The organism is Ornithinibacillus massiliensis, assembly GCF_018310345.1.
Classification (GTDB): Bacteria; Bacillota; Bacilli; order Bacillales; family Amphibacillaceae; genus Ornithinibacillus; species Ornithinibacillus massiliensis.
This window is the reverse complement of the sequence record NZ_JAGXBY010000010.1, coordinates 1-20,195: the sequence shown is the minus strand read 5'-3', so window position 1 is coordinate 20,195 and position 20,195 is coordinate 1. Positions and strand designations below refer to the sequence as shown.

Sequence of the window (20,195 nt, the reverse complement as noted above, 5' to 3'; positions counted from 1 at the left end):
CACCTCGGCAGGATATTAAGCTATTCAGCACCTACTGTCTACGGTACAACGTATTCAATTCATCACAAATTACAGTATACCGAATCGAGGAATAAAAGTCAATTACCAATTAACGGTAGTTGGAAACGTCTACTCTGATTCCAGGTCCCATTGTTGAAGTAATTGCAACATTCTTCATGTAAACCCCTTTAGCAGCTTGAGGTTTTACTTTTACAATTGTTTCAACAAGAGCCTCGAAGTTTTCAACAAGCTTTTGGTTGTCGAAAGAAATTTTTCCGATAGGAACGTGGATATTAGATTGCTTATCTACACGATATTCAACCTTACCAGCTTTAATTTCTTTGATTGCTTTTTCTACTTCGAAAGTAACAGTACCAGTTTTAGGGTTTGGCATTAAGCCTTTAGGTCCTAGAACTCTACCTAATTTACCAACTTCAGCCATCATGTCTGGAGTTGCAACGATCACATCAAACTCAAACCAACCTTGGTTGATTTTGTTGATAAGATCTTGGTCTCCAACATAATCTGCTCCAGCCGCTTCTGCTTCTTTCACTTTGTCACCTTTAGCGAATACTAGTACACGTTGTGTTTTACCAGTACCGTTTGGTAACACCATAGCACCACGGATTTGTTGGTCAGCTTTCTTAGGGTCAACCCCTAGACGGAAAGCCACTTCTACAGTTTCATCAAATTTAGCTTTTGCTGTTTCTTTTAATAAAGCAACAGCTTCGTTTATATCATAAGATTTAGAACGATCAATTAGCTTTGCAGCTTCTTGATATCTTTTACCTCTTTTAGCCATTATTTATTTCCTCCTCTAATGTGGTAATAGCGGTAGTACCTCCCACTTATAGAAGCAGCGCTTGCTTCTATAAAGCTTGCGATACAATCTATTAGTTATAGATTGATTTCATGAAAAAGGGTTGCGCGAAACGGAAGACCATTACCGCAACCTCTAGTAGTAACATTTATAGAGTATTAGTCTTCGATTACAATACCCATGCTACGTGCAGTTCCTTCAACCATACGCATAGCCGCTTCAACGTCAGCTGCGTTTAAATCAGGCATTTTAGTTTCTGCAATTTCTCTTACTTTATCACGTTTTAAAGTAGCGACCTTTGTTTTGTTAGGTTCACCAGATCCTGACTCTAAACCAGCTGCTTTTTTAAGTAATACTGCAGCAGGTGGAGTTTTCGTAATAAATGTAAATGAACGGTCTTCAAATACAGTGATTTCAACCGGAATAATTAAACCAGCTTGATCTTGCGTACGTGCGTTGAATTCCTTACAGAATCCCATGATATTTACACCAGCTTGACCTAGTGCAGGTCCCACCGGTGGAGCTGGATTCGCTTTACCAGCTGGAATTTGCAATTTAACTAATTTGATTACTTTTTTAGCCACGAGACACACCTCCTTAAAGTCCGTGATGTGGTAATTGGGGATTTTCCCCTCCCACTCAGGTTTTCATTCCCTCCTAGGGCATGAATAACAAAAGAATTTTAGCATGTATTCCGAAAAAATGCAAGTGCCTTCTGAAAAGTTTAGCATATTCCTTTGGTTCGAATCATGACCATGACCACGATCTATAGACAGGTAAAATTCCTGATACACACCATATACCGCAAGTATTTATTACTATTTTTTTTGCGATTTCTATTACGTTTCTATATAAAACTTATATTTTCTCAATTTGCGAGAAATCTAGCTCAACCGGGGTTTCTCTTCCGAACATGTTAACATGTACTTTTATTTTTTGCTTGTCCATGTCGATGTGTTCAATAGAACCAGTGAAGTTCGAGAACGGTCCATCTGTTACGCGAACGTTTTCTTTCAGCTCAAAGTCAACTTGAACAACCGGCTCTGCCATGCCCATTCTTTTTAGAATTGCTTCTGCTTCTCCTGGCATGAGTGGGGTTGGCTTCGTACCTCCACCACTTGATCCGATAAAGCCTGTCACACCTGGCGTGTTACGTACCACATACCAAGAATCATCCGTCATTATCATTTCAGCTAATACATAACCTGGAAATACCTTCTTTTTCAAGACTTTCTTTTTGCCATTTTTTATTTCCGTTTCTTCCTCTTCTGGAACAATGACACGAAAGATTTTATCTTCCATTCCCATCGTTTCGACACGCTTTTCTAAGTTAGCCTTTACTTTGTTTTCATATCCTGAGTACGTATGAACAACATACCAATTTTTCTCCATTTATTTAGGACAATTACGTTGCCCTTCCCTCCCTTTATAGGTGAATTTATATCAAAAAACAACATATTAAAAAAACCCGCAAATTTCGGGTTTTTTTAGAAACTTCCTTAATCTATTTTTCATTATAGCATATTTGTAGGAAAATTATTCAAAAAATAAGTTCAATACTTGTGAAATACCTAAATCAACAACACCAAAGAATAGTGCCATAAAGATAACCGTAGTGATAACAACGATCGTATAGCTTGTTAATTCCTTACCTTTTGGCCAACTAACCTTTTTCATTTCTTTAGATACGTTACCTAGAAACTTAAACATGCTTGTACCCTCCCCAAACTTAGGCCTTGAAGATGCGTAAAAATGAATTTATAAATTTATTTTGTTTCGCGATGCAATGTATGTTGCCCACATGTTTTACAATATTTGCGCACTTCCATGCGTGAAGCTTGTGTGGATACATTCTTACTAGTAGTATAGTTTCTGCTAGAACAAATTGCACACGCTAAAGTAATTTTTTTCGTCATGATTTCACCCCGTATTTCGGGATATTTCCTCACTTAAATGTAGCATGGTTGACAGGCTGTGTCAACGTCGCCCTATTGACCCACTTCGTTTGCTTCCATCAGCTGCTCCAGTTTACGCTTAACTCGTTGTAGTGCATTATCAATTGATTTAACATGTCGGTTAAGATCGGCTGATATTTCCTGATAGGTCCGTCCTTCCAAGTACAATTGAAGAACCCCTCTCTCAAATTCACTAAGTAATTCGGAAAGCTTTACTTCCATATCACCAAACTTCTCTTGGTTAACGAGTAACTCCTGTGGGTCTATCGCCGTTGATCCTGCTATTACATCAAGTAATGTCCTGTCCGACTCTTCATCGTATATAGGCTTGTCCAATGACACATATGAATTAAGTGGAATATGCTTTTGTCGAGTGGCTGTTTTGATCGCGGTAATTATTTGCCTAGTAATACACAATTCAGCAAACGCTTTAAATGACGTTAATTTATCCTCATTATAATCGCGAATTGCTTTATAAAGGCCAATCATCCCTTCTTGGATAATATCCTCTTTATCCGCTCCAATTAGAAAATACGTTCTAGCTTTTGCCCGGACAAAGTTCTTATATTTATGTATTAAATAATCTAATGCCTGATTGTCTCCTTGATGAATTAACTCTAAAATTTCATCATCATCAAGCGTAACTAATTTGTCGTTGTCTTTGATTAATTGCTTGATGTTCATCCGGAAAGCCCCCTTGACAAATTGTCAATCATTAAAAATATTATACAGTAAGCGATTTAATAACTCAATAGCTATAATTTTCAAACGTTTTACCGCTTTAATGTTTGCTCCGATTAGTTATGCGACAAATGAAAAATATAGCTAACCCCTCGATTAAACAATCCTATCCCAATAGCTAGAACCGCTTCGTTTACTTACTACTCTCTTATAACGAAAAAGAGGGAAATGCACAGTTACATTTTCCCTCTTCTCCATTTTTCAAACTTCTCTAATATGTCATCATTTAATGGGATCTTCGACTTTGGTCTTGCCTTCATATGCTCTGACACACTATGCGAGATTTCCCGATTCATATTCTCGAGCTCTACCTTTAATTCTCTAGCTGATTTCCTAAGTGCACCTTGTCCGAAAATCATTCGCTGTTCCTCATAATCAGATGTTGCAACATAGATTTGTGTTCTTACATTTTTTACTTTTTTAACTAACCGCTCGATACATTCGTCAGCTGTTTCCTTCTCTTTTGTATAAATGATTTCTACCTTGTATTGCTTAAGCTTACTCTCAATTCCACGAACATAGTAGGCATCAAATACAATAATCACACGGGATCCAGAATAAGCTTGGTATTCTGCCATTAACTCAATTAACCGATCTCGAGCTTGGCTTAGGTCTTTCTGTTTTAACTGCTTTAGCTCATCCCAATCACCGATAATGTTATAGCCGTCTACTATTAATACAACCATGAACTACTCACCGACAGGATACCTTTTACGGTACACCTCATATAACAATAAGCTACACGCGACAGAAGCATTAAGAGAAGAAACGTTTCCCTTCATCGGGAGACTTACTGTCCAATCACACTTTTCACGTACTAGTCGACTCATCCCTTTTCCTTCGTTCCCTATCACTAATGCAATCGGAAGCGTCCCGTCCAATTTTCGATAATCCTCCGTTGCTTCCGCTTCTGTACCAACAACCCACACATTTTCTCGCTTCAATTCTTCAATTGTGTTCGCAATATTGGTCACACGGACTACAGGGATATGCTCTAGAGCACCTGCTGCTGTCTTCGCTACTGTTGCGGTTAAACCAACAGACCGTCGCTTCGGAATGATGACACCGTGTGCTCCAGTAGCATCTGCTGTTCGCAATATGGATCCTAAATTATGAGGGTCTTCTAATTCATCTAAAATAATAAAAAACGGCTCTTCGTTTCTTTCCTTGGCCTTTCTAAACAATTCATCCAGTGATGCATACTGATAGGAAGCTACATAAGCGACAACCCCCTGGTGGTTTCCATCTGTTATGTGATCTAGCTTCGATTTGGGAACCTTTTGTACAATAGTCCCCGCTTGTTTGCCGAGCTGAATAATCTTTCCTTGTGTATTAGCATTTAATTGATCTGAAATAAGCACTTTATTCACGGATCTTCCTGAATTTAGTGCTTCTATTACTGGGTTTTTACCAATAATCATTTCTTGATCCATTTAGCCATTCCTCCTTTCTATTTGTTCAATCGCTAAATTTATTAAATCCTGTAACCTTGTCTCATTTTTAGATAAGTAATGAAACCCAATTAACGCCTCAAACGCCGTAGAATAACGATAGGTGACAACATCGGTGTTTTTAGGAACGGAGCCGGATTTTGCATTTCTCCCTCTTGCAACAATCCGCTCCTCCTCACTCGTTAAAATCCCTTGCTCTAACCAATCCCGTAAAACAAAGCTTTGCGCTTTGGCCGATACAAAGGTAATGGCCTTCTGATGTAGTTGATTAGGCTTCACGGTTCCTTTTGCTAATAAATGCTCGCGAACAAATACTTCATAGATTGCATCGCCCATATAGGCAAGGGCTAAGCTTTTCATCTGTTTAATGTCAGTTCCCATTCACTAGCCCCTTTTCCAACGAACCCCTTGTGGTGTATCTTCTAAAATAATATTTTTTTCTTTTAATAAATCACGAATTTCATCTGCTCGAGCGAAATTACGCGTTTTTCTTGCTTCATTTCTCTCCTCAATCAGCGCTTCAATTTCCTCATCCAATAAAGCTGTCTCACTTTCAACGGTTACTCCTAAAATTTCTAAGAACGCTTTTATTCTCTCTTGAAATAGGTCGATTACATGTGGTGATGTATGGTCTTGATTTAAATAAACATTTGCTTCTTTTGTTAAATCAAATAGAACAGAAATTGCATTTGCTGTGTTAAAGTCATCATCCATCTCTGCTTCAAACCGCGATGTTAAAACAGCGATTTTATCTACCCATTCTTGCTGGTTTGTATCAAGATTAGTACTTGATGGTTTCCGGTGCTCCAAATTATGATACGAGGTGATAACGCGTTCCAAACTATTTTTGGCTGATTCTAATAGTTCACTTGAGAAATTGATAGGATTTCTATAGTGAACACTTAACATAAAGAAACGAATCACATTAGCATCATGCTGTTCTAATAAGTCTCTTGTTAATACAAAGTTACCTAGTGATTTAGACATTTTCTCGTTATTAATATTAATATACCCATTATGCATCCAATAGTTTGCAAATGTTTTCCCGTTATTTGCCTCTGATTGGGCAATTTCGTTTTCGTGGTGTGGGAATGTTAGATCCTGTCCTCCAGCATGAATATCAATCGTCTCGCCAAGGTATTTCTTTGCCATCGCTGAGCATTCAATATGCCAGCCTGGACGGCCTTTGCCCCATGGAGAATCCCAAGAAATTTCCCCCTCCTTAGCACCTTTCCACAAAGCAAAGTCAAGAGGGTCCTCTTTTTTCTCACCGATTTGGATCCTAGCTCCAGATCGTAATTCATCGATTGATTGATGAGAAAGCTTCCCATAGCCTTCAAAAGCCCTCGGTTTAAAATAAACATCCCCCTCCGCTTCATAAGCAAAGCCTTTATCTACTAGGTCTTTAATAAAATCAATTATCTCTTGCATCGTATCGGTAACCCTCGGATTATGTGTTGCCTTTTTAACACCTAATTTACTTACGTCTTCTAAATAAGCATCGATATACTTATTAGAAACCGCAAACACATCGTCCCCTAGCTCATTTGCCCTTTTAATAATCTTATCGTCCACATCGGTAAAATTGAGAACATAGTCAACATGATAGCCCTTATATTCGAAATATCTTCTTACGGTATCAAATACAATTGCTGGTCTTGCGTTTCCAATATGAATGTAGTTGTATACAGTAGGTCCACATACATACATACGGACCTTGCCTTCCTCTATTGGCTTAAACTCTTGTTTTTCACGCGTTAGTGTATTATAGATTGAAATTGACATATCCTATTTCCCTTCCTTTAGTTTAGCAATTTCGGCTTTTAATAATTCAATTTCCTTTTGAAGACTTGAACATTGTTCCTCAACCGGATCAGGTAATTTATGATGGTCTAAGCGCCTAAGCTTCTTCCCGTCTTGAATGACTACTTTACCCGGAATCCCTACTACCGTTGAATTATCAGGAACATCCTTGAGCACAACAGACCCTGCGCCTATTTTGGCATTCTCTCCAATCGTAATTGACCCTAATACCTTAGCCCCAGATGCAATTAATGCATTATCTTTAATCGTTGGATGCCTCTTCCCTTTTTCTTTCCCTGTACCACCTAACGTTACACCTTGAAAGATGGTTACATTGTCGCCAATTTCACAGGTTTCTCCAATTACAACACCCATTCCGTGATCAATGAAAAGCCTGCGCCCAATTTTAGCCCCTGGATGTATTTCTATCCCGGTAAAAAAGCGACTAATCTGTGATATAGTACGTGCAATAAAGTATAGCTTTCGTTTATAGAACGCATGTGCAATACGATGGGACCAAACAGCATGTAAACCAGAATAAGTTAAAAATACTTCAAAATATGTTCGAGCTGCTGGATCTTGTTCGAATACAACATCCATATCTTCCTTCATTCGCCTAAATAACCCCATAAAAAATCCCCCTTGAAAAGGATACATGTTTTTTCAAAATAAAAAGCGTCCCTGTGTAAAAACACAGAGACGCTTTTAGCGCGGTTCCACTCTGTTTGGAGGTGTTTGTTTATACCCCCCCAACTCATACTCTTATAACGGTAGAGTACCGCCGTTATGTACTAATTCCTTCCATAACGGACTCAAAGGAGCACTTCATAGATAGCGATTAAAATCACTCCCAGCCATGGTGATTCTCTCTGTGTAATCTACTAGCTATTACTTTCCCTTATCAACGTTCTTTATTTATTGTATTAATACTATATTATAGATTAGTAAAAATGTGAATCACTTCGCTCCAGTATTTTGAAAAAGCGAATGACGATCATCGGGTCCCGAATATACTTCCTTTTCTAAAGTATGCTAGTGCACGCCTCTTGCTACGACGACTAAAGCTTCGGAAGCGGACCAAGCTCTTCTAATAAGAACTGGTCAGAAGCTATAAGAATAATAAGTACCGACATCCTAAGCTACATAATCCAAACCCCGTTCATTAAGCTCCTATATCTTTTAACAATTTATCTAAGCGTTCAACGATTAATTCTTTACCTAATAATTCAATTGCGAGCGGTAGCTCTGGGCCATGGGTTTGTCCTGTTGTCGCAACACGGATTGGCATGAATAGTTTTTTACCACGGTGTCCGGTTTCTTTTTGCGTTGCTTTAATTTGATCTTTAATTGTATCTTTATTGAATTCTTCTAAATGGATTAGTTTATCCGTAAACACTTGTAATACTTCTGGTACTTGTTCTTCTGCTAATACATTCTTCGCTTCTTCATCGTAAGCTATTTCTTTATTGAAGAACATCTCTGTAAGTTCTACGATTTCTTGACCGTACCGCAATTGTTCCCGGTATAATCCAATCACTTTTTCTGCCCATTCTTTTGTTTCCTCATCCATATCAGCTGAAAGTCTTCCCGCTTCAATCAAATGAGGCATGGCTAGTTCAATTACTTTATCTAGATCTGATGCTTTAATATATTCGTTGTTCATCCACTTTAATTTTTGTACATCAAAGATAGCTGGAGAAGTGGATAGTCTTTCTGGATTAAAGATTTCAATAAGCTTTTCTTTTGCGAAAATCTCTTCTTCCCCAACAGGAGACCATCCTAATAGTGTAATAAAGTTAAACAAAGCTTCTGGTAAGTAACCAAGATTTTTATACTGTTCAATGAACTGAATAATATGTGAATCACGTTTACTTAACTTCTTACGGTCCTCATTTAAAATTAATGTCATATGACCAAATGTTGGTGCTTCCCAACCAAATGCCTGATAGATCATCAATTGTTTTGGTGTGTTCGAAATATGCTCTTCACCACGAAGTACATGTGTAATATTCATTAGGTGGTCATCAATTGCAACTGCAAAGTTATACGTTGGAACACCATTTTTCTTCACGATAACCCAGTCACCGAAATCACTAGATTCAAACTTAATTGTACCACGTACCATGTCCTCAAATGTATAGGTTACATTATCAGGAACTCGGAAACGAATACTTGGTTTTCTACCTTCTGCTTCATATGCAGCTATTTGTTCTGGTGTTAAGTTACGATGCTTTCCGCCATATTTAGGTGCTTGGCTATTGGCGATTTGCTCTTCACGTTCTTGCTCCAGTTCTTCTTCTGTCATGTAGCATTTATATGCTAGTCCTCTTTCTAGCAATTCATTAACATACTGATTATAAATATCAAGGCGTTCCATTTGGCGGTAAGGTCCGTAATTTCCACCGACATCCGCACCTTCATCCCATTCCACGCCTAACCACTTAAGGAATTTAAGTTGGCTTTCTTCTCCACCTTCTACGTTACGCTTTTCATCGGTATCCTCAATCCGAATGATAAACTTCCCATCGAAATGCTTCGCATATAAATAGTTAAATAAAGCTGTACGAGCATTTCCGATATGTAAATGGCCAGTTGGACTTGGCGCATAACGCACACGAACTTCTTTTGTCATAATAGTCTCTACCTTCTTTTCTATATTTATATAATAATCATTCCTATAACATTATAACAAAAAGTGATAACACTGACTGTTATCACTTTTAATTTATTGTCAATCTTCAATATAAGTTATACCTTTTTTATAATGCTTTTTCAAGTAATTTTGGCTTTGCAAAAATCATGCGTCCGGCAGAGGTTTGTAAGACACTAGTTATTAGTACTTCAATCGTTTTACCGATGTAATTTCTACCTTCTTCCACAACAATCATCGTACCGTCGTCTAAATATGCAATTCCTTGATTTTGCTCTTTACCATCCTTAATCACTTGAACCATTAATTCTTCTCCAGGCAATACGACTGGTTTTACAGCGTTCGCAAGGTCATTAATATTCAACACCGATACACCTTGCAAATCACATACTTTATTTAGATTAAAATCATTGGTAACTACAATACCATCCATTACTTTGGCTAATTTAATTAATTTACTATCTACTTCCTGTATCTCTTCAAAATCACCCTCGTAGATTTCTACTTTAATAGGTAATTCCTTTTGAATACGATTCAAGACGTCTAGGCCTCTTCGACCGCGATTTCTTTTCAGGACATCTGAAGAATCTGCAATATGTTGCAGTTCACCTAACACAAATTGTGGGATAACAATTGTCCCTTCGATAAAGCTTGTTTGGCAAATATCTGCAATACGCCCATCAATAATCACACTTGTATCTAATATCTTCGGTCTCGGTTCATTACTATCTAGTTGATCTAGATCAGTAGAACCCTTCTTCTTATCCTTGCGATTAATACTTAACAGATTAATTAATTCATCACGTCTACGGAAACCGACCTGAAATCCAAAATAACCTAGAAGTATGGTAATAAATAACGGGATGACCTTCGATACAAATTCAATGTTGATTTCCTGAATTGGCAAATTGATTAAAAATGCCGTTACTAAACCAATAATTAGTCCAAGACTACCAAATAGTAAATCACCAATTGGTATCTTTACTAATCCCTCTTCAATCCACCTTAAGAAATCTACAATATAATCCGTAACCAGATAGGAAATAACAAATAATATAATTGCGCCTAATACAGCACCTAAATACGGTGATTCCAACCATGCTAAACTGTTAAAATCTAATAGCCTAATAACATATGGTATATATAAATACCCAATGGTACCCCCTGAAATGATAAAGAACAAATGAACAATCTTTTTCAGCACCACCGTCACCTCCTAACCATTATTATTACCTATTAACCTAAAATAATAACCATTAATTTTTAATAAACTTCGCTTTCTTTAGTTATTTAAGACGAATTATTTCGTTACGGATATGGAAAAATCCAAAACATTACCATCTACCAATTTAGAGTAGTACTTCACCATAATAGCATAGCTTCAAAAAACAATCAAATTGGCAAAACATTAAATTTTATCACACTAAATTAACCAAGTCAATCAAAATTCGACAAAATTCTACTGATTTTTTAAATCTATTATCTTGGTACCCCTAGATCTAGCGCTTCTTGAATCGTTCTGACACCAATAACTTGAATATCCTTTGGAATAGTCCATCCTTCTAGATTATTTTGTGGACAAATGACACGTTTAAAACCAAGCTTTGCTGCCTCTTGAACGCGTTGCTCTATTCTAGATACCCTTCTAATTTCTCCAGTTAATCCAACTTCGCCTATGAAGATATCATCCGGCCTAGTCGAAATATCTCTAAAACTAGATGCAATACTAACCGCCGTTGCCAAATCTATCGCTGGTTCGTCTAACTTCACTCCACCCGCTACCTTTATATAGGCATCCTGATTTTGTAGCATTAATCCGACTCGCTTCTCTAAAACCGCCATTAGTAATGATACGCGATTGTGATCGATACCAGTTGCCATTCTTCTTGGATTACCGAAGCTAGATGGGGATACTAAGGCCTGAATTTCCACTAATACAGGTCTTGTCCCTTCCATCGACGCTACAACTGTCGAACCGGCAGTACCTTGTGACCGCTCCTCGAGGAATATCTCAGAAGGGTTCAACACTTCTCGTAAACCCTCTTCCTTCATTTCAAAAATACCCATTTCATTCGTGCTACCGAAGCGATTCTTTACACCACGTAAAATTCGGTATGTGTGATGTCTTTCTCCTTCAAAATAAAGCACGGTATCTACCATATGCTCTAATAACCTCGGACCAGCAATTGCTCCTTCTTTCGTTACATGCCCTACGATAAAAATAGGTATACCACTCGTTTTAGCAATTCGCATTAATTCACTTGTACATTCTCTAACCTGGGATACACTTCCAGGTGCACTAGTTACCTCTTCACGATAGATGGTTTGTATTGAATCAATAATGACGAGAGATGGTTTTAATTGATCGATATGGTTCGTTATCGTTAGTAAATTCGTTTCAGAGAGTACATAAAGTAAGTCTGAGCTTACACCTAACCGATCTGCACGAAGTTTCGTTTGTCTAGTAGATTCTTCACCAGATATATATAAAACTGGTAGCTGCTTCTTGGCAAGCTGTGATGAGACTTGTAATAGGAGCGTTGACTTCCCAATACCCGGGTCACCACCGATTAGTACTAATGATCCAGGTACAACACCCCCGCCAAGCACACGGTTTAACTCGTTTAAGTTTGTTGTAATTCGTGGCTCATCCTGTGACTCAATGGATGTTATTTTTTCTGGTTTACTACCAGAGCTAGAAATGCCACTAAATGTATGTCTTGATTGTTTACCTGTAATTTCGGTTTCCTCTACAAAGCTATTCCAATTATTACAACCTGGGCATTTGCCCAACCATTTTGCAGTTTCATATCCACATTCCTGGCAAACAAATTTAGTCTTTCTTTTTGCCAATCATATCATTCCTTTCGGATACCTCTATTATATACGTTTTACGTGGTATTAAGGTTACAAAAATCTATCAATTTAGTATTATTTTTCCTTAAGTTTGCCACATATTCTTCATAAGTTAGGGTTTCATTAACATTATTTTACTAACAGAACACATCGCTCTATATACTATATCCGCTATAAAACTGCCAATTTATAGACGCCCTACAATTATAACTTGCATCGTACCATACTTTTCTGAGGAAGAAAAAAGCTAGAAGGTGAAATCCTCCTAGCTTTTTCTTCAAGAAAATAAAAGTTTTTTTACGGTAAAATAATAAATTCACCTTTATTATTTAACCCAATTTTAACCTTTTCTCCGATTTTAATCGAACCTTTTAGTAGCTCCTCTGATAATAGGTCTTCAATATTCTTTTGTATGGATCTTCTTAATGGTCTTGCACCATATTCAGGATCAAAGCCCTCATTAGCAATTTTTTCAAGTGCTTTATCGGTAAGTGTGAAATCAATTTCCTGTTCGATTAAACGCTTTTGTACGTCTTTAACCATTAACGTAACAATTGATTTCATATGTTTCTTCTCTAAGGAATGGAATACAATCGTTTCGTCGATTCTATTCAAGAATTCTGGACGGAAAGCTTTTTTCAATTCGTCCATGACTTTTGATTTCATATTCGCATAGTCCTTGTTTTCATCATCTAAGTTAAATCCGACATATTTGTTACGCTTCAGCTCACTTGCTCCAACATTTGATGTCATGATTACTACCGTATTACGGAAGTCTACGACACGACCTTTTGAATCAGTTAGGCGTCCATCTTCTAGCACTTGTAGAAGGATATTAAACACCTCAGGATGTGCTTTTTCTATTTCATCTAATAATACAACAGAGTATGGTTTTCTACGAACTTTTTCAGTTAGTTGGCCACCCTCCTCGTATCCAACATATCCCGGAGGAGATCCAACAAGTCGTGAGGTCGAATGTTTTTCCATGTATTCGGACATATCAATACGAATCATCGCATCCTCATCGGCAAACATCGCTTCAGCAAGTGCACGAGCCAATTCTGTTTTCCCTACTCCCGTTGGTCCTAAGAAAATAAAGGAACCAATTGGACGTTTCGGATCTTTAAGTCCTGCTCTTGCTCTTCTTATTGCTTTTGCAACAGCTTTAACGGCTTCTTCTTGGCCGATAACACGATCGTGTAATACCTCTTCTAAATGTAGCAGACGCTCACTTTCATCTTTTGTTAATTTAGAAACCGGTACACCAGTCCAAATCGACACAATACTAGCAATATCTTCAACTGTTACTTGAGAATCCTCTTGTCCTTGTTTTTCTTTCCATTCATTCTTTGTCATCTCTAGTTGCTCACGTAAACGCTGCTCTGTATCTCTAAGTGAAGCTGCTTTTTCAAACTCTTGACTCTGTACTGCAGCATCTTTTTCTTTCCGTACCTCTTCAAGCTTTTGCTCCAAGTCCTTTAGATTTGGTGGAACAGTGTAGGAACGTAATCTTACTTTAGAACCGGCCTCATCAATTAAGTCGATTGCTTTATCTGGCAAGAAACGATCGGTAATATATCGATCCGATAATTTAGCAGCCGCTTCTATCGCTTCATCGGTAATCGTTACACGGTGATGCGCCTCATAGCGGTCACGTAGTCCTTTTAAAATCTGAATCGTTTCTTCTAATGTTGGCTCATCCACTTGAATTGGTTGGAAACGTCTCTCTAAAGCTGCATCCTTTTCAATATATTTACGATACTCTTCCAATGTAGTAGCACCGATGCATTGTAATTCTCCACGCGCTAATGATGGCTTTAAAATATTGGAAGCATCAATTGCCCCTTCTGCACCTCCAGCACCAATTAACGTATGCAATTCATCAATAAATAAGATAATATTGCCTGCTTGGCGGATTTCCTCCATTACCTTTTTCAAGCGGTCCTCGAATTCCCCACGATATTTCGTACCTGCTACAACAGTACCCATATCCAATGTCATGACACGCTTATCTCGTAATGTTTCTGGTACTTCATTTTGAATGATTTGCTGTGCTAATCCTTCTGCTACAGCTGTCTTACCAACACCAGGCTCTCCGATCAGGACTGGATTGTTTTTCGTACGGCGACTTAACACTTGGATAACACGTTCTATTTCTTTACTTCTTCCAATGACCGGGTCAATATTCCCCTCTTTTGCACTTTGTGTTAAATCTCTCGCTAGTGAATCCAATGTCGGTGTATTAGCATTAGAAGCTTGGCCTCGCCCTTGTCTACCAGCTTGAGATTCATTACTACCTAATAATTGAAGCACTTGTTGTCTTGCCTTATTTAAACTAACCCCAAGGTTATTTAAAACACGAGCAGCAACGCCCTCACCTTCTCGGATTAAGCCTAATAGGATGTGTTCTGTTCCTACATAGGAATGACCTAATTTTCTTGCCTCATCTTGGGATAGCTCAACTACCTTTTTTGCTCTAGGTGTATAGTGAATGGTTTGCATTGGTTGCTTACCAGTTCCAATTAGCTTTTCCACTTCTTCTTGAATTTTTGATACTTCTAATCCAAGAGATTCTAATGCTTTCGCAGCTATACCTTCCCCTTCACGCACTAATCCAAGAAGAATATGCTCTGTACCTATATTATTATGACCAAGACGTACGGCTTCTTCTTGTGATAAGGCTAAAACTTTCTGTGCTCTCTCAGTGAAACGTCCAAACATCATATAAGATTTCCTCCTACCTATTCCTCAAATTGTAATCGTTCCCGGATTAAAGACGCTCTTAGTACATCTCTCTCTGAAGCGGTTAGCGTCTTTTTTGCATAATGCTGCAAGAAACCTGGTTGTGTTAAAACCATCAGTTCATTAAGTATATTACGAGAAACATTTTTAATGATTCCTAAATCAATTCCCAGTCTAACATTTGATAAACATCTTGCAGCCTCTTTTGATTCAATAATTCTACTATATTCCAAAACACCTAAAGAACGGAAAATACGGTTCTCTAGTTCAATTCCGGATTGTTCTAAAATTCTAGTACGAGCCTTTCGCTCATGTTCAATTAACTGTTGTACAACACTCTCCAAATCTTCTATGATGTGCTCTTCTGTCTTTCCAAGTGTAATCTGATTAGAAATTTGAAAGATATTTCCTAATGCTTCGCTACCTTCTCCATAAATCCCTCTTACTACTAGTCCTAGCTGGTTTATAGCTGGCATCATTCGATTGATTTGCTTCGTCATAGCAAGCGCTGGTAAATGCATCATTACCGATGCTCTCATCCCTGTCCCTACATTAGTCGGACAACTGGTTAAGAAGCCACGCTTTTCATCAAAAGCATAATTTACCTTTTCTTCAATCCAATCATCAAACTCCAAGGCTTTGTTTAATGCCTTCGTTAATTGTAAACCAGGAAAGTATAGTTGAATTCGAATATGATCCTCTTCATTTATCATGACAGAGACTTGTTCGTTTTGTGAAATTAGCGTAGCAGCTGCACCTTCTCTTTTCGCAAGTAATGGGCTAATTAGGTGCTTCTCTACTAATACACTTTTCTCAATTGCGGTTATGTCTCGGATCGAGATAAATTCAAAGTTCTTATATTCTCCAAATGACGTATGCTCGTATTCCTGTTTAAAGAATTTACGGATTTGCTCTAAGTCTTTTTGATCGGCAATAATAGGAAATGGCATGTCTGCAAAGTTACGCGCCAAACGAATGCGACTACTTAGTACAATATCATGATCTGGACCTTGTTCACGCATCCAAGGACTGATTGCTTCATTCATGAAATGTTGAAGTGTCATTACTATCACCTGTTTCCTTACGATTAATCTTTGCTTCTAATTCCTTAATCTTATCTCGAATTACAGCAGCTTGTTCAAATTCTTCATTAATAATTAATTCTTTTAACTCCGTCTTATAATTTGCTAGCTGTTTCTTAAGATGTAAATTGCCACCTTTTCGCTTCGGTATCTTACCCCTATGTTCTGTATTCCCACTATGAACACGACGGAAAATTGGATTTAGATTGGAAGAAAAGGTATGGTAACACTCCCCACATCCAAACTTACCGATTTGTTTAAATTCCGTAAAGGTCAAACCACATTTTGGACATTGAACATCTTTTTCCTTTTGTAAGTGTGCTCCAGGTGACCCGACGGTTCCAGACTCAAAGTTAAATAGTCCCGTTAATAGATTGTGAAGCGAATATCCATCTTCCGGATACGTCATATATCCTTTTTCTTTTGCACAGACCTCACAAATTTGAATTTCAGTCTTATGTCCGTTAATCACCTGTGTATAATGCAAAGTAGCTGGCCGTTGATGACATTCTTGACACTCCACCTTGTTTCCCCCTTATCTAAAATCTGAACCGATTAACTTATAAGTACTTTAATGTTGTGAGCATAGAGGTTAAAATTCTTGCTCTAATCTCATCTCGTAGAGGCAATTTAAATGCTAATGTCTCCCTACTGATTCCATTAGCCATTATCTTAGCTTCTCGTTCCGTTAAGATTCCCTCTTCCATAAGGCGTTCTAATACATTTACAGCGGCTTGCTGTGTTACCGTAGGGTTAATTAGCTCAATAATCTCATCAATTAATTCTGATTTATCGCGGTGTCTAATTCGAATTATTCGAATATATCCTCCTCCACCACGCTTACTTTCAACAATATATCCTTTTTCCACAGTAAAACGAGTATTAATCACATAGTTTATTTGTGATGGAACACATTGAAATCGATCTGCAATCTCGCTACGTTTTATTTCAATAGCATCTTGCCCTTTTGCTTGTAAGACTTGTTTTAAATATTGCTCAATTACATCTGAAATATTGCTCATTTGGTTCCCTCCTAGATTCCAGAGTAATCTCAGGTTCGTCCACCATATTGACTTTGACTATCTTTGACTTTACTTTTATTATACTTCAAATTTTATCAGATGCAACTATCTTACAATAACTATTGTAGACAAATTCATAACAATCAAAACCATTTATCTAAAGAAGATCTTCCACCCTTATAATTATATAAAAAAACCTACACAGCTGTTCATGATGTGTAGGGGACTAAAAAGTTACTTATTATCTTTCTGAAACACTTTTTACAGCATCTATACTAGATAAACGTTCAAACAACTCAATTTTATTTAGATTAGCCTTTCGTTCAACCTTTATAAAAATACTTTTTAGATCATTTTCAACTTTAATAACTTCCACCTGTCTTACTTTTAGCTCACTATCCTCTAACACAGAAACAACTTTATTAATTGGTAGCCCACTATACGAAATAATCTCTAATACTAGGGACGTTTTGCCTCTAGTGAATAGCTTTTCAAAGTTATTAAGAAAAACTAGGCTTAACAAGATAATCAAGGTGGTAAATACAGCGACAGCATACATTCCTGCTCCTACAACAAGGCCTAGACCTGCTACTGCCCAAATGGAAGCTGCAGTAGTTAAGCCTCTTATCGTGCCTCCATACACCATAATTGTTCCCGCTCCTAAAAAGCCAATCCCACTAATTACATAAGAGGGAATACGTGCTGGATCAAATTGAACATTATTATATTTTTCAATATATGCCTCAAAGCCAAATAAAGATAGGAGCATCATTAAACAAGCACCAACACCAACTAGAATATGAGTACGAAAGCCAGCTGAATGATTTTTCAATTCACGCTCAAAACCAATCAAACCAGATAATACTAAAGCAATTAGTACACGTGCTATTATTAGAAGGAAGTTATCATCGATTAAGTTTTCAAAGACCGCATTCATGTTAGTTCCCCCTTCTCTTAACTATTTCTCTCTTATCAGTTTAGTCATTCCAATTGAAAATATGATAATTGAATTATATTATAATCGAGTAGGAGGAGGCGATTAACCTCCGACCTCTCACACCACCGTACGTACGGTTCCGTATACGGCGGTTCCATCTAAGTCCAACGTAACGTTTGATATCTACTAAATAGACTCTTTAGCCCTTGGCCTGACCAATATTGGTCGTCAAGGGCTTTATGCAAGATTGGGCTTTTAGCTATTCGCCAGTATCCCTTTCTTGTGTTAGCCCATTCCCACGCTTTTCCTTTCTTAATTCCGTATCGAATTAAGTTATGGTACCTTGTTTGGACTTTCTTCCATTCCTTCCAACGAATCATTCGTAACCTTCTTCTTATCCAGGCATCTAGTTTCTTGAATAAAGAAGGCGTTTCTGCCAGTTGGTAGTAGCCTAACCAACCTATTAGGAATCGATTTAGTTTCTCCATCCTTCTATCCATCGCCACCGATTTCCTTCTAGAAGTCAGTTCACGAACTCGCTGTTTAAAGCGTTTTACACTTTCTTTTGAAACCCGGATTTTCGGGGTTTCCTTCTGGATGGTAAAAGAAAATCCAAGGAATTTGCGTCTCCATGGGCGGTCTACCGCACTTTTGTCTCCATTTACTTTGAGTTTCAGTTTCTCTTCTATGAATTTAGTGATAGTATTCATGATTCGTAAACCCGCACGTTTGGAGCGAACATAGATATTACAGTCGTCTGCATAACGGACGAAGTGAAGTCCTCTTTTCTCCAGTTCTTTATCCAGTTCATCGAGGACAATATTGGAAAGTAGTGGACTTAGGGGGCCTCCTTGGGGAGTACCTTCTGTATTAGGACAAGCTAACCCATCTTCCATAATTCCTGCCTGTAAATATCTTCTGATTAATTTCAAGACCATTGGGTCTTGAATTCTTTTACTTAATGTTCGCATCAGTCTGTCATGATTTACTTTATCGAAGAATTTCTCTAAATCCATATCGATTACCCAACGGTAACCCTGCTTGATATAATTTCTAGCTTGTCTCACCGCATCATGTCCGCGCTTGTTTGGACGGAATCCATAACTGTATCGCGAAAATGTAGGGTCGTAAACTTCCGTTAGGACTTGTGCGATTGCTTGTTGGAGGAATCGGTCTGTCACGGTAGGGATACCTAACTTTCTCTTCCCACCGTTTGGTTTCGGGATTTCGACACGACGAACAGGTTGAGGGTAGTAGGTTCCCTTTTCGAGTTGTTCCCGAATGGTAGTCCACTGTTTCATGATATGTGCTCGTAGGTTTTGTACAGGCATATCATCCACACCATGACTTCCTTTGTTTCTTTCTACACGTTTTAGTGCTTGTATTAAGTTTTCCCGTGATAGTATTCTTTCCAACATGATATCGAACTCCTACGCGAATTGTCCGTCCTTCTTATGTGGCAACTACTTTCAGCCCTTCTAATGTCCCCCACGAGATTCATCGTTTCCTCCATTAGGAAGGTTCTTATGTTTCTGCGTCATCAAGTGTTGCGTATGCAAAGTGGCAATTCTCCTTAGATGATTCAGCCCTTCCCGAATACCCTAGGAGCATTCGGTACTATGGCTTCGGCTGACTTCTGATAGTTCAGCGAACATTCTCATGTTCGGTTACGGCAGGTGTACCGCATTTCTATCAGACCTCCCAGGGTAAGCACACATTCTTCCTCTCCATGTCCTCGCTCCATTTACTCTATGCTCCCTTTGGCAGTAAGGACTTCAACTTGTATAGCAGTCTCATCCAAGAACATCTAGCCTTATATGAAGTTTGTGTTCCTCGAGGCGGAGATTTGCCGCTGACTTCCTTCAGATTCTAGGTCACCCTAGACACCCTTGTCTTAAGCTAATCACTACTACTGCCTTCGTGATTCAGGACTTCAACCCTAGAGAATGTGTGCATGCCTGGCACACTACAAAAAAGCCAAGAGACAATACAATCTCTTGGCTTAAATCTTGCCTGGCAACGTCCTACTCTCGCAGGGGCAATGCCCCAACTACCATCGGCGCTGAGAAGCTTAACTTCTGTGTTCGGTATGGGAACAGGTGTGACCTTCTCGCCATCATTACCAGACAGGGTTAC

At 38.2% G+C, this 20,195-nt stretch carries 20 protein-coding genes, 1 rRNA gene and 2 other annotated features (1 of these 23 running past the window's edge); all 21 genes read right to left on the bottom strand.

The genetic code is table 11. The features are described from left to right. Nucleotides 1-62 (bottom strand) — a sequence feature (ribosomal protein L10 leader region); it reaches 67 nt to the left of the window's first position. A 47-nt stretch (nucleotides 63-109) separates the two neighbouring features. The 21 genes from rplA to rrf all read right to left on the bottom strand — a co-directional run bounded on the left by rplA (nucleotide 110) and on the right by rrf (nucleotide 20,186). Further along, complete coding sequence (gene rplA, locus KGF86_RS18755; RefSeq protein WP_186871246.1) at nucleotides 110-802, bottom strand: 50S ribosomal protein L1; 693 nt, start codon at nucleotides 800-802, stop codon at nucleotides 110-112. A 176-nt stretch (nucleotides 803-978) separates the two neighbouring features. Then, entirely contained in the window at nucleotides 979-1,404 is a 426-nt protein-coding gene (rplK, locus tag KGF86_RS18750; protein WP_010095790.1) for a 50S ribosomal protein L11, read from the bottom strand. Between the two features lie 274 nt (nucleotides 1,405-1,678). After that, nucleotides 1,679-2,212, bottom strand: coding sequence for a transcription termination/antitermination protein NusG (gene nusG, locus KGF86_RS18745; RefSeq protein WP_186871245.1), 534 nt, complete (start codon nucleotides 2,210-2,212; stop codon nucleotides 1,679-1,681). Nucleotides 2,213-2,356: 144 nt separating this feature from the next. After that, on the bottom strand, nucleotides 2,357-2,530 hold the full coding sequence (gene secE / locus KGF86_RS18740; protein WP_186871244.1) for a preprotein translocase subunit SecE: 174 nt from the start codon (nucleotides 2,528-2,530) through the stop codon (nucleotides 2,357-2,359). 56 nt (nucleotides 2,531-2,586) lie between these two features. After that, a complete protein-coding gene (gene rpmG, locus KGF86_RS18735) occupies nucleotides 2,587-2,736 on the bottom strand; it encodes a 50S ribosomal protein L33 (RefSeq protein ID WP_186871243.1) in 150 nt (49 codons plus the stop codon). A gap of 72 nt (nucleotides 2,737-2,808) precedes the next feature. Then, nucleotides 2,809-3,459, bottom strand: coding sequence for an RNA polymerase sporulation sigma factor SigH (gene sigH / locus KGF86_RS18730; RefSeq protein ID WP_186871242.1), 651 nt, complete (start codon nucleotides 3,457-3,459; stop codon nucleotides 2,809-2,811). 233 nt (nucleotides 3,460-3,692) lie between these two features. Next, complete coding sequence (locus KGF86_RS18725; protein ID WP_186871241.1) at nucleotides 3,693-4,202, bottom strand: NYN domain-containing protein; 510 nt, start codon at nucleotides 4,200-4,202, stop codon at nucleotides 3,693-3,695. A gap of 3 nt (nucleotides 4,203-4,205) precedes the next feature. Continuing rightward, nucleotides 4,206-4,949 carry a 23S rRNA (guanosine(2251)-2'-O)-methyltransferase RlmB gene (gene rlmB, locus KGF86_RS18720; protein WP_186871240.1) on the bottom strand — a complete coding sequence of 248 codons (744 nt, stop codon included), beginning with the start codon at nucleotides 4,947-4,949 and terminating at the stop codon, nucleotides 4,206-4,208. Continuing rightward, a complete protein-coding gene (locus tag KGF86_RS18715) occupies nucleotides 4,950-5,348 on the bottom strand; it encodes a Mini-ribonuclease 3 (RefSeq protein WP_186871239.1) in 399 nt (132 codons plus the stop codon). 3 nt (nucleotides 5,349-5,351) lie between these two features. After that, nucleotides 5,352-6,752, bottom strand: coding sequence for a cysteine--tRNA ligase (gene cysS / locus KGF86_RS18710; RefSeq protein WP_186871238.1), 1,401 nt, complete (start codon nucleotides 6,750-6,752; stop codon nucleotides 5,352-5,354). A gap of 3 nt (nucleotides 6,753-6,755) precedes the next feature. Next, entirely contained in the window at nucleotides 6,756-7,400 is a 645-nt protein-coding gene (gene cysE / locus KGF86_RS18705) for a serine O-acetyltransferase (protein WP_186871237.1), read from the bottom strand. A 62-nt stretch (nucleotides 7,401-7,462) separates the two neighbouring features. Next, nucleotides 7,463-7,684 (bottom strand) — a binding site (T-box leader). Nucleotides 7,685-7,932: 248 nt separating this feature from the next. Beyond that, nucleotides 7,933-9,402 (bottom strand): glutamate--tRNA ligase, encoded by a 1,470-nt coding sequence (gene gltX / locus KGF86_RS18700; protein WP_211742684.1) that lies wholly within the window; start codon nucleotides 9,400-9,402, stop codon nucleotides 7,933-7,935. Between the two features lie 127 nt (nucleotides 9,403-9,529). Next, a complete protein-coding gene (locus tag KGF86_RS18695) occupies nucleotides 9,530-10,624 on the bottom strand; it encodes a PIN domain-containing protein (RefSeq protein ID WP_186871235.1) in 1,095 nt (364 codons plus the stop codon). Nucleotides 10,625-10,899: 275 nt separating this feature from the next. After that, on the bottom strand, nucleotides 10,900-12,273 hold the full coding sequence (radA, locus tag KGF86_RS18690; protein WP_211742683.1) for a DNA repair protein RadA: 1,374 nt from the start codon (nucleotides 12,271-12,273) through the stop codon (nucleotides 10,900-10,902). A gap of 300 nt (nucleotides 12,274-12,573) precedes the next feature. Further along, nucleotides 12,574-15,000: an ATP-dependent protease ATP-binding subunit ClpC gene (gene clpC, locus KGF86_RS18685; protein ID WP_211742682.1), complete on the bottom strand. Its 2,427-nt coding sequence runs from the start codon at nucleotides 14,998-15,000 to the stop codon at nucleotides 12,574-12,576. A 17-nt stretch (nucleotides 15,001-15,017) separates the two neighbouring features. After that, nucleotides 15,018-16,082, bottom strand: a complete 1,065-nt coding sequence (mcsB, locus tag KGF86_RS18680) for a protein-arginine kinase McsB (protein WP_186871232.1) — start codon at nucleotides 16,080-16,082, stop codon at nucleotides 15,018-15,020. Further along, the gene (gene mcsA, locus KGF86_RS18675; RefSeq protein WP_186871231.1) at nucleotides 16,057-16,623 is read right to left on the bottom strand and encodes a protein-arginine kinase activator protein McsA; all 567 of its coding nucleotides are present in this window, start codon (nucleotides 16,621-16,623) and stop codon (nucleotides 16,057-16,059) included. The genes mcsB and mcsA overlap by 26 nt, the downstream gene beginning before the upstream one ends. Nucleotides 16,624-16,660: 37 nt before the next feature. Continuing rightward, the gene (locus KGF86_RS18670) at nucleotides 16,661-17,122 is read right to left on the bottom strand and encodes a CtsR family transcriptional regulator (RefSeq protein WP_186871230.1); all 462 of its coding nucleotides are present in this window, start codon (nucleotides 17,120-17,122) and stop codon (nucleotides 16,661-16,663) included. 241 nt (nucleotides 17,123-17,363) lie between these two features. After that, on the bottom strand, nucleotides 17,364-18,059 hold the full coding sequence (locus KGF86_RS18665; protein WP_186871229.1) for an MgtC/SapB family protein: 696 nt from the start codon (nucleotides 18,057-18,059) through the stop codon (nucleotides 17,364-17,366). A 158-nt stretch (nucleotides 18,060-18,217) separates the two neighbouring features. Then, a complete protein-coding gene (gene ltrA / locus KGF86_RS18660) occupies nucleotides 18,218-19,480 on the bottom strand; it encodes a group II intron reverse transcriptase/maturase (RefSeq protein WP_188384654.1) in 1,263 nt (420 codons plus the stop codon). Nucleotides 19,481-20,070: 590 nt separating this feature from the next. Next, a 5S ribosomal RNA gene (gene rrf / locus KGF86_RS18655) occupies nucleotides 20,071-20,186 on the bottom strand. Between the last annotated feature and the right edge of the window lie 9 nt (nucleotides 20,187-20,195).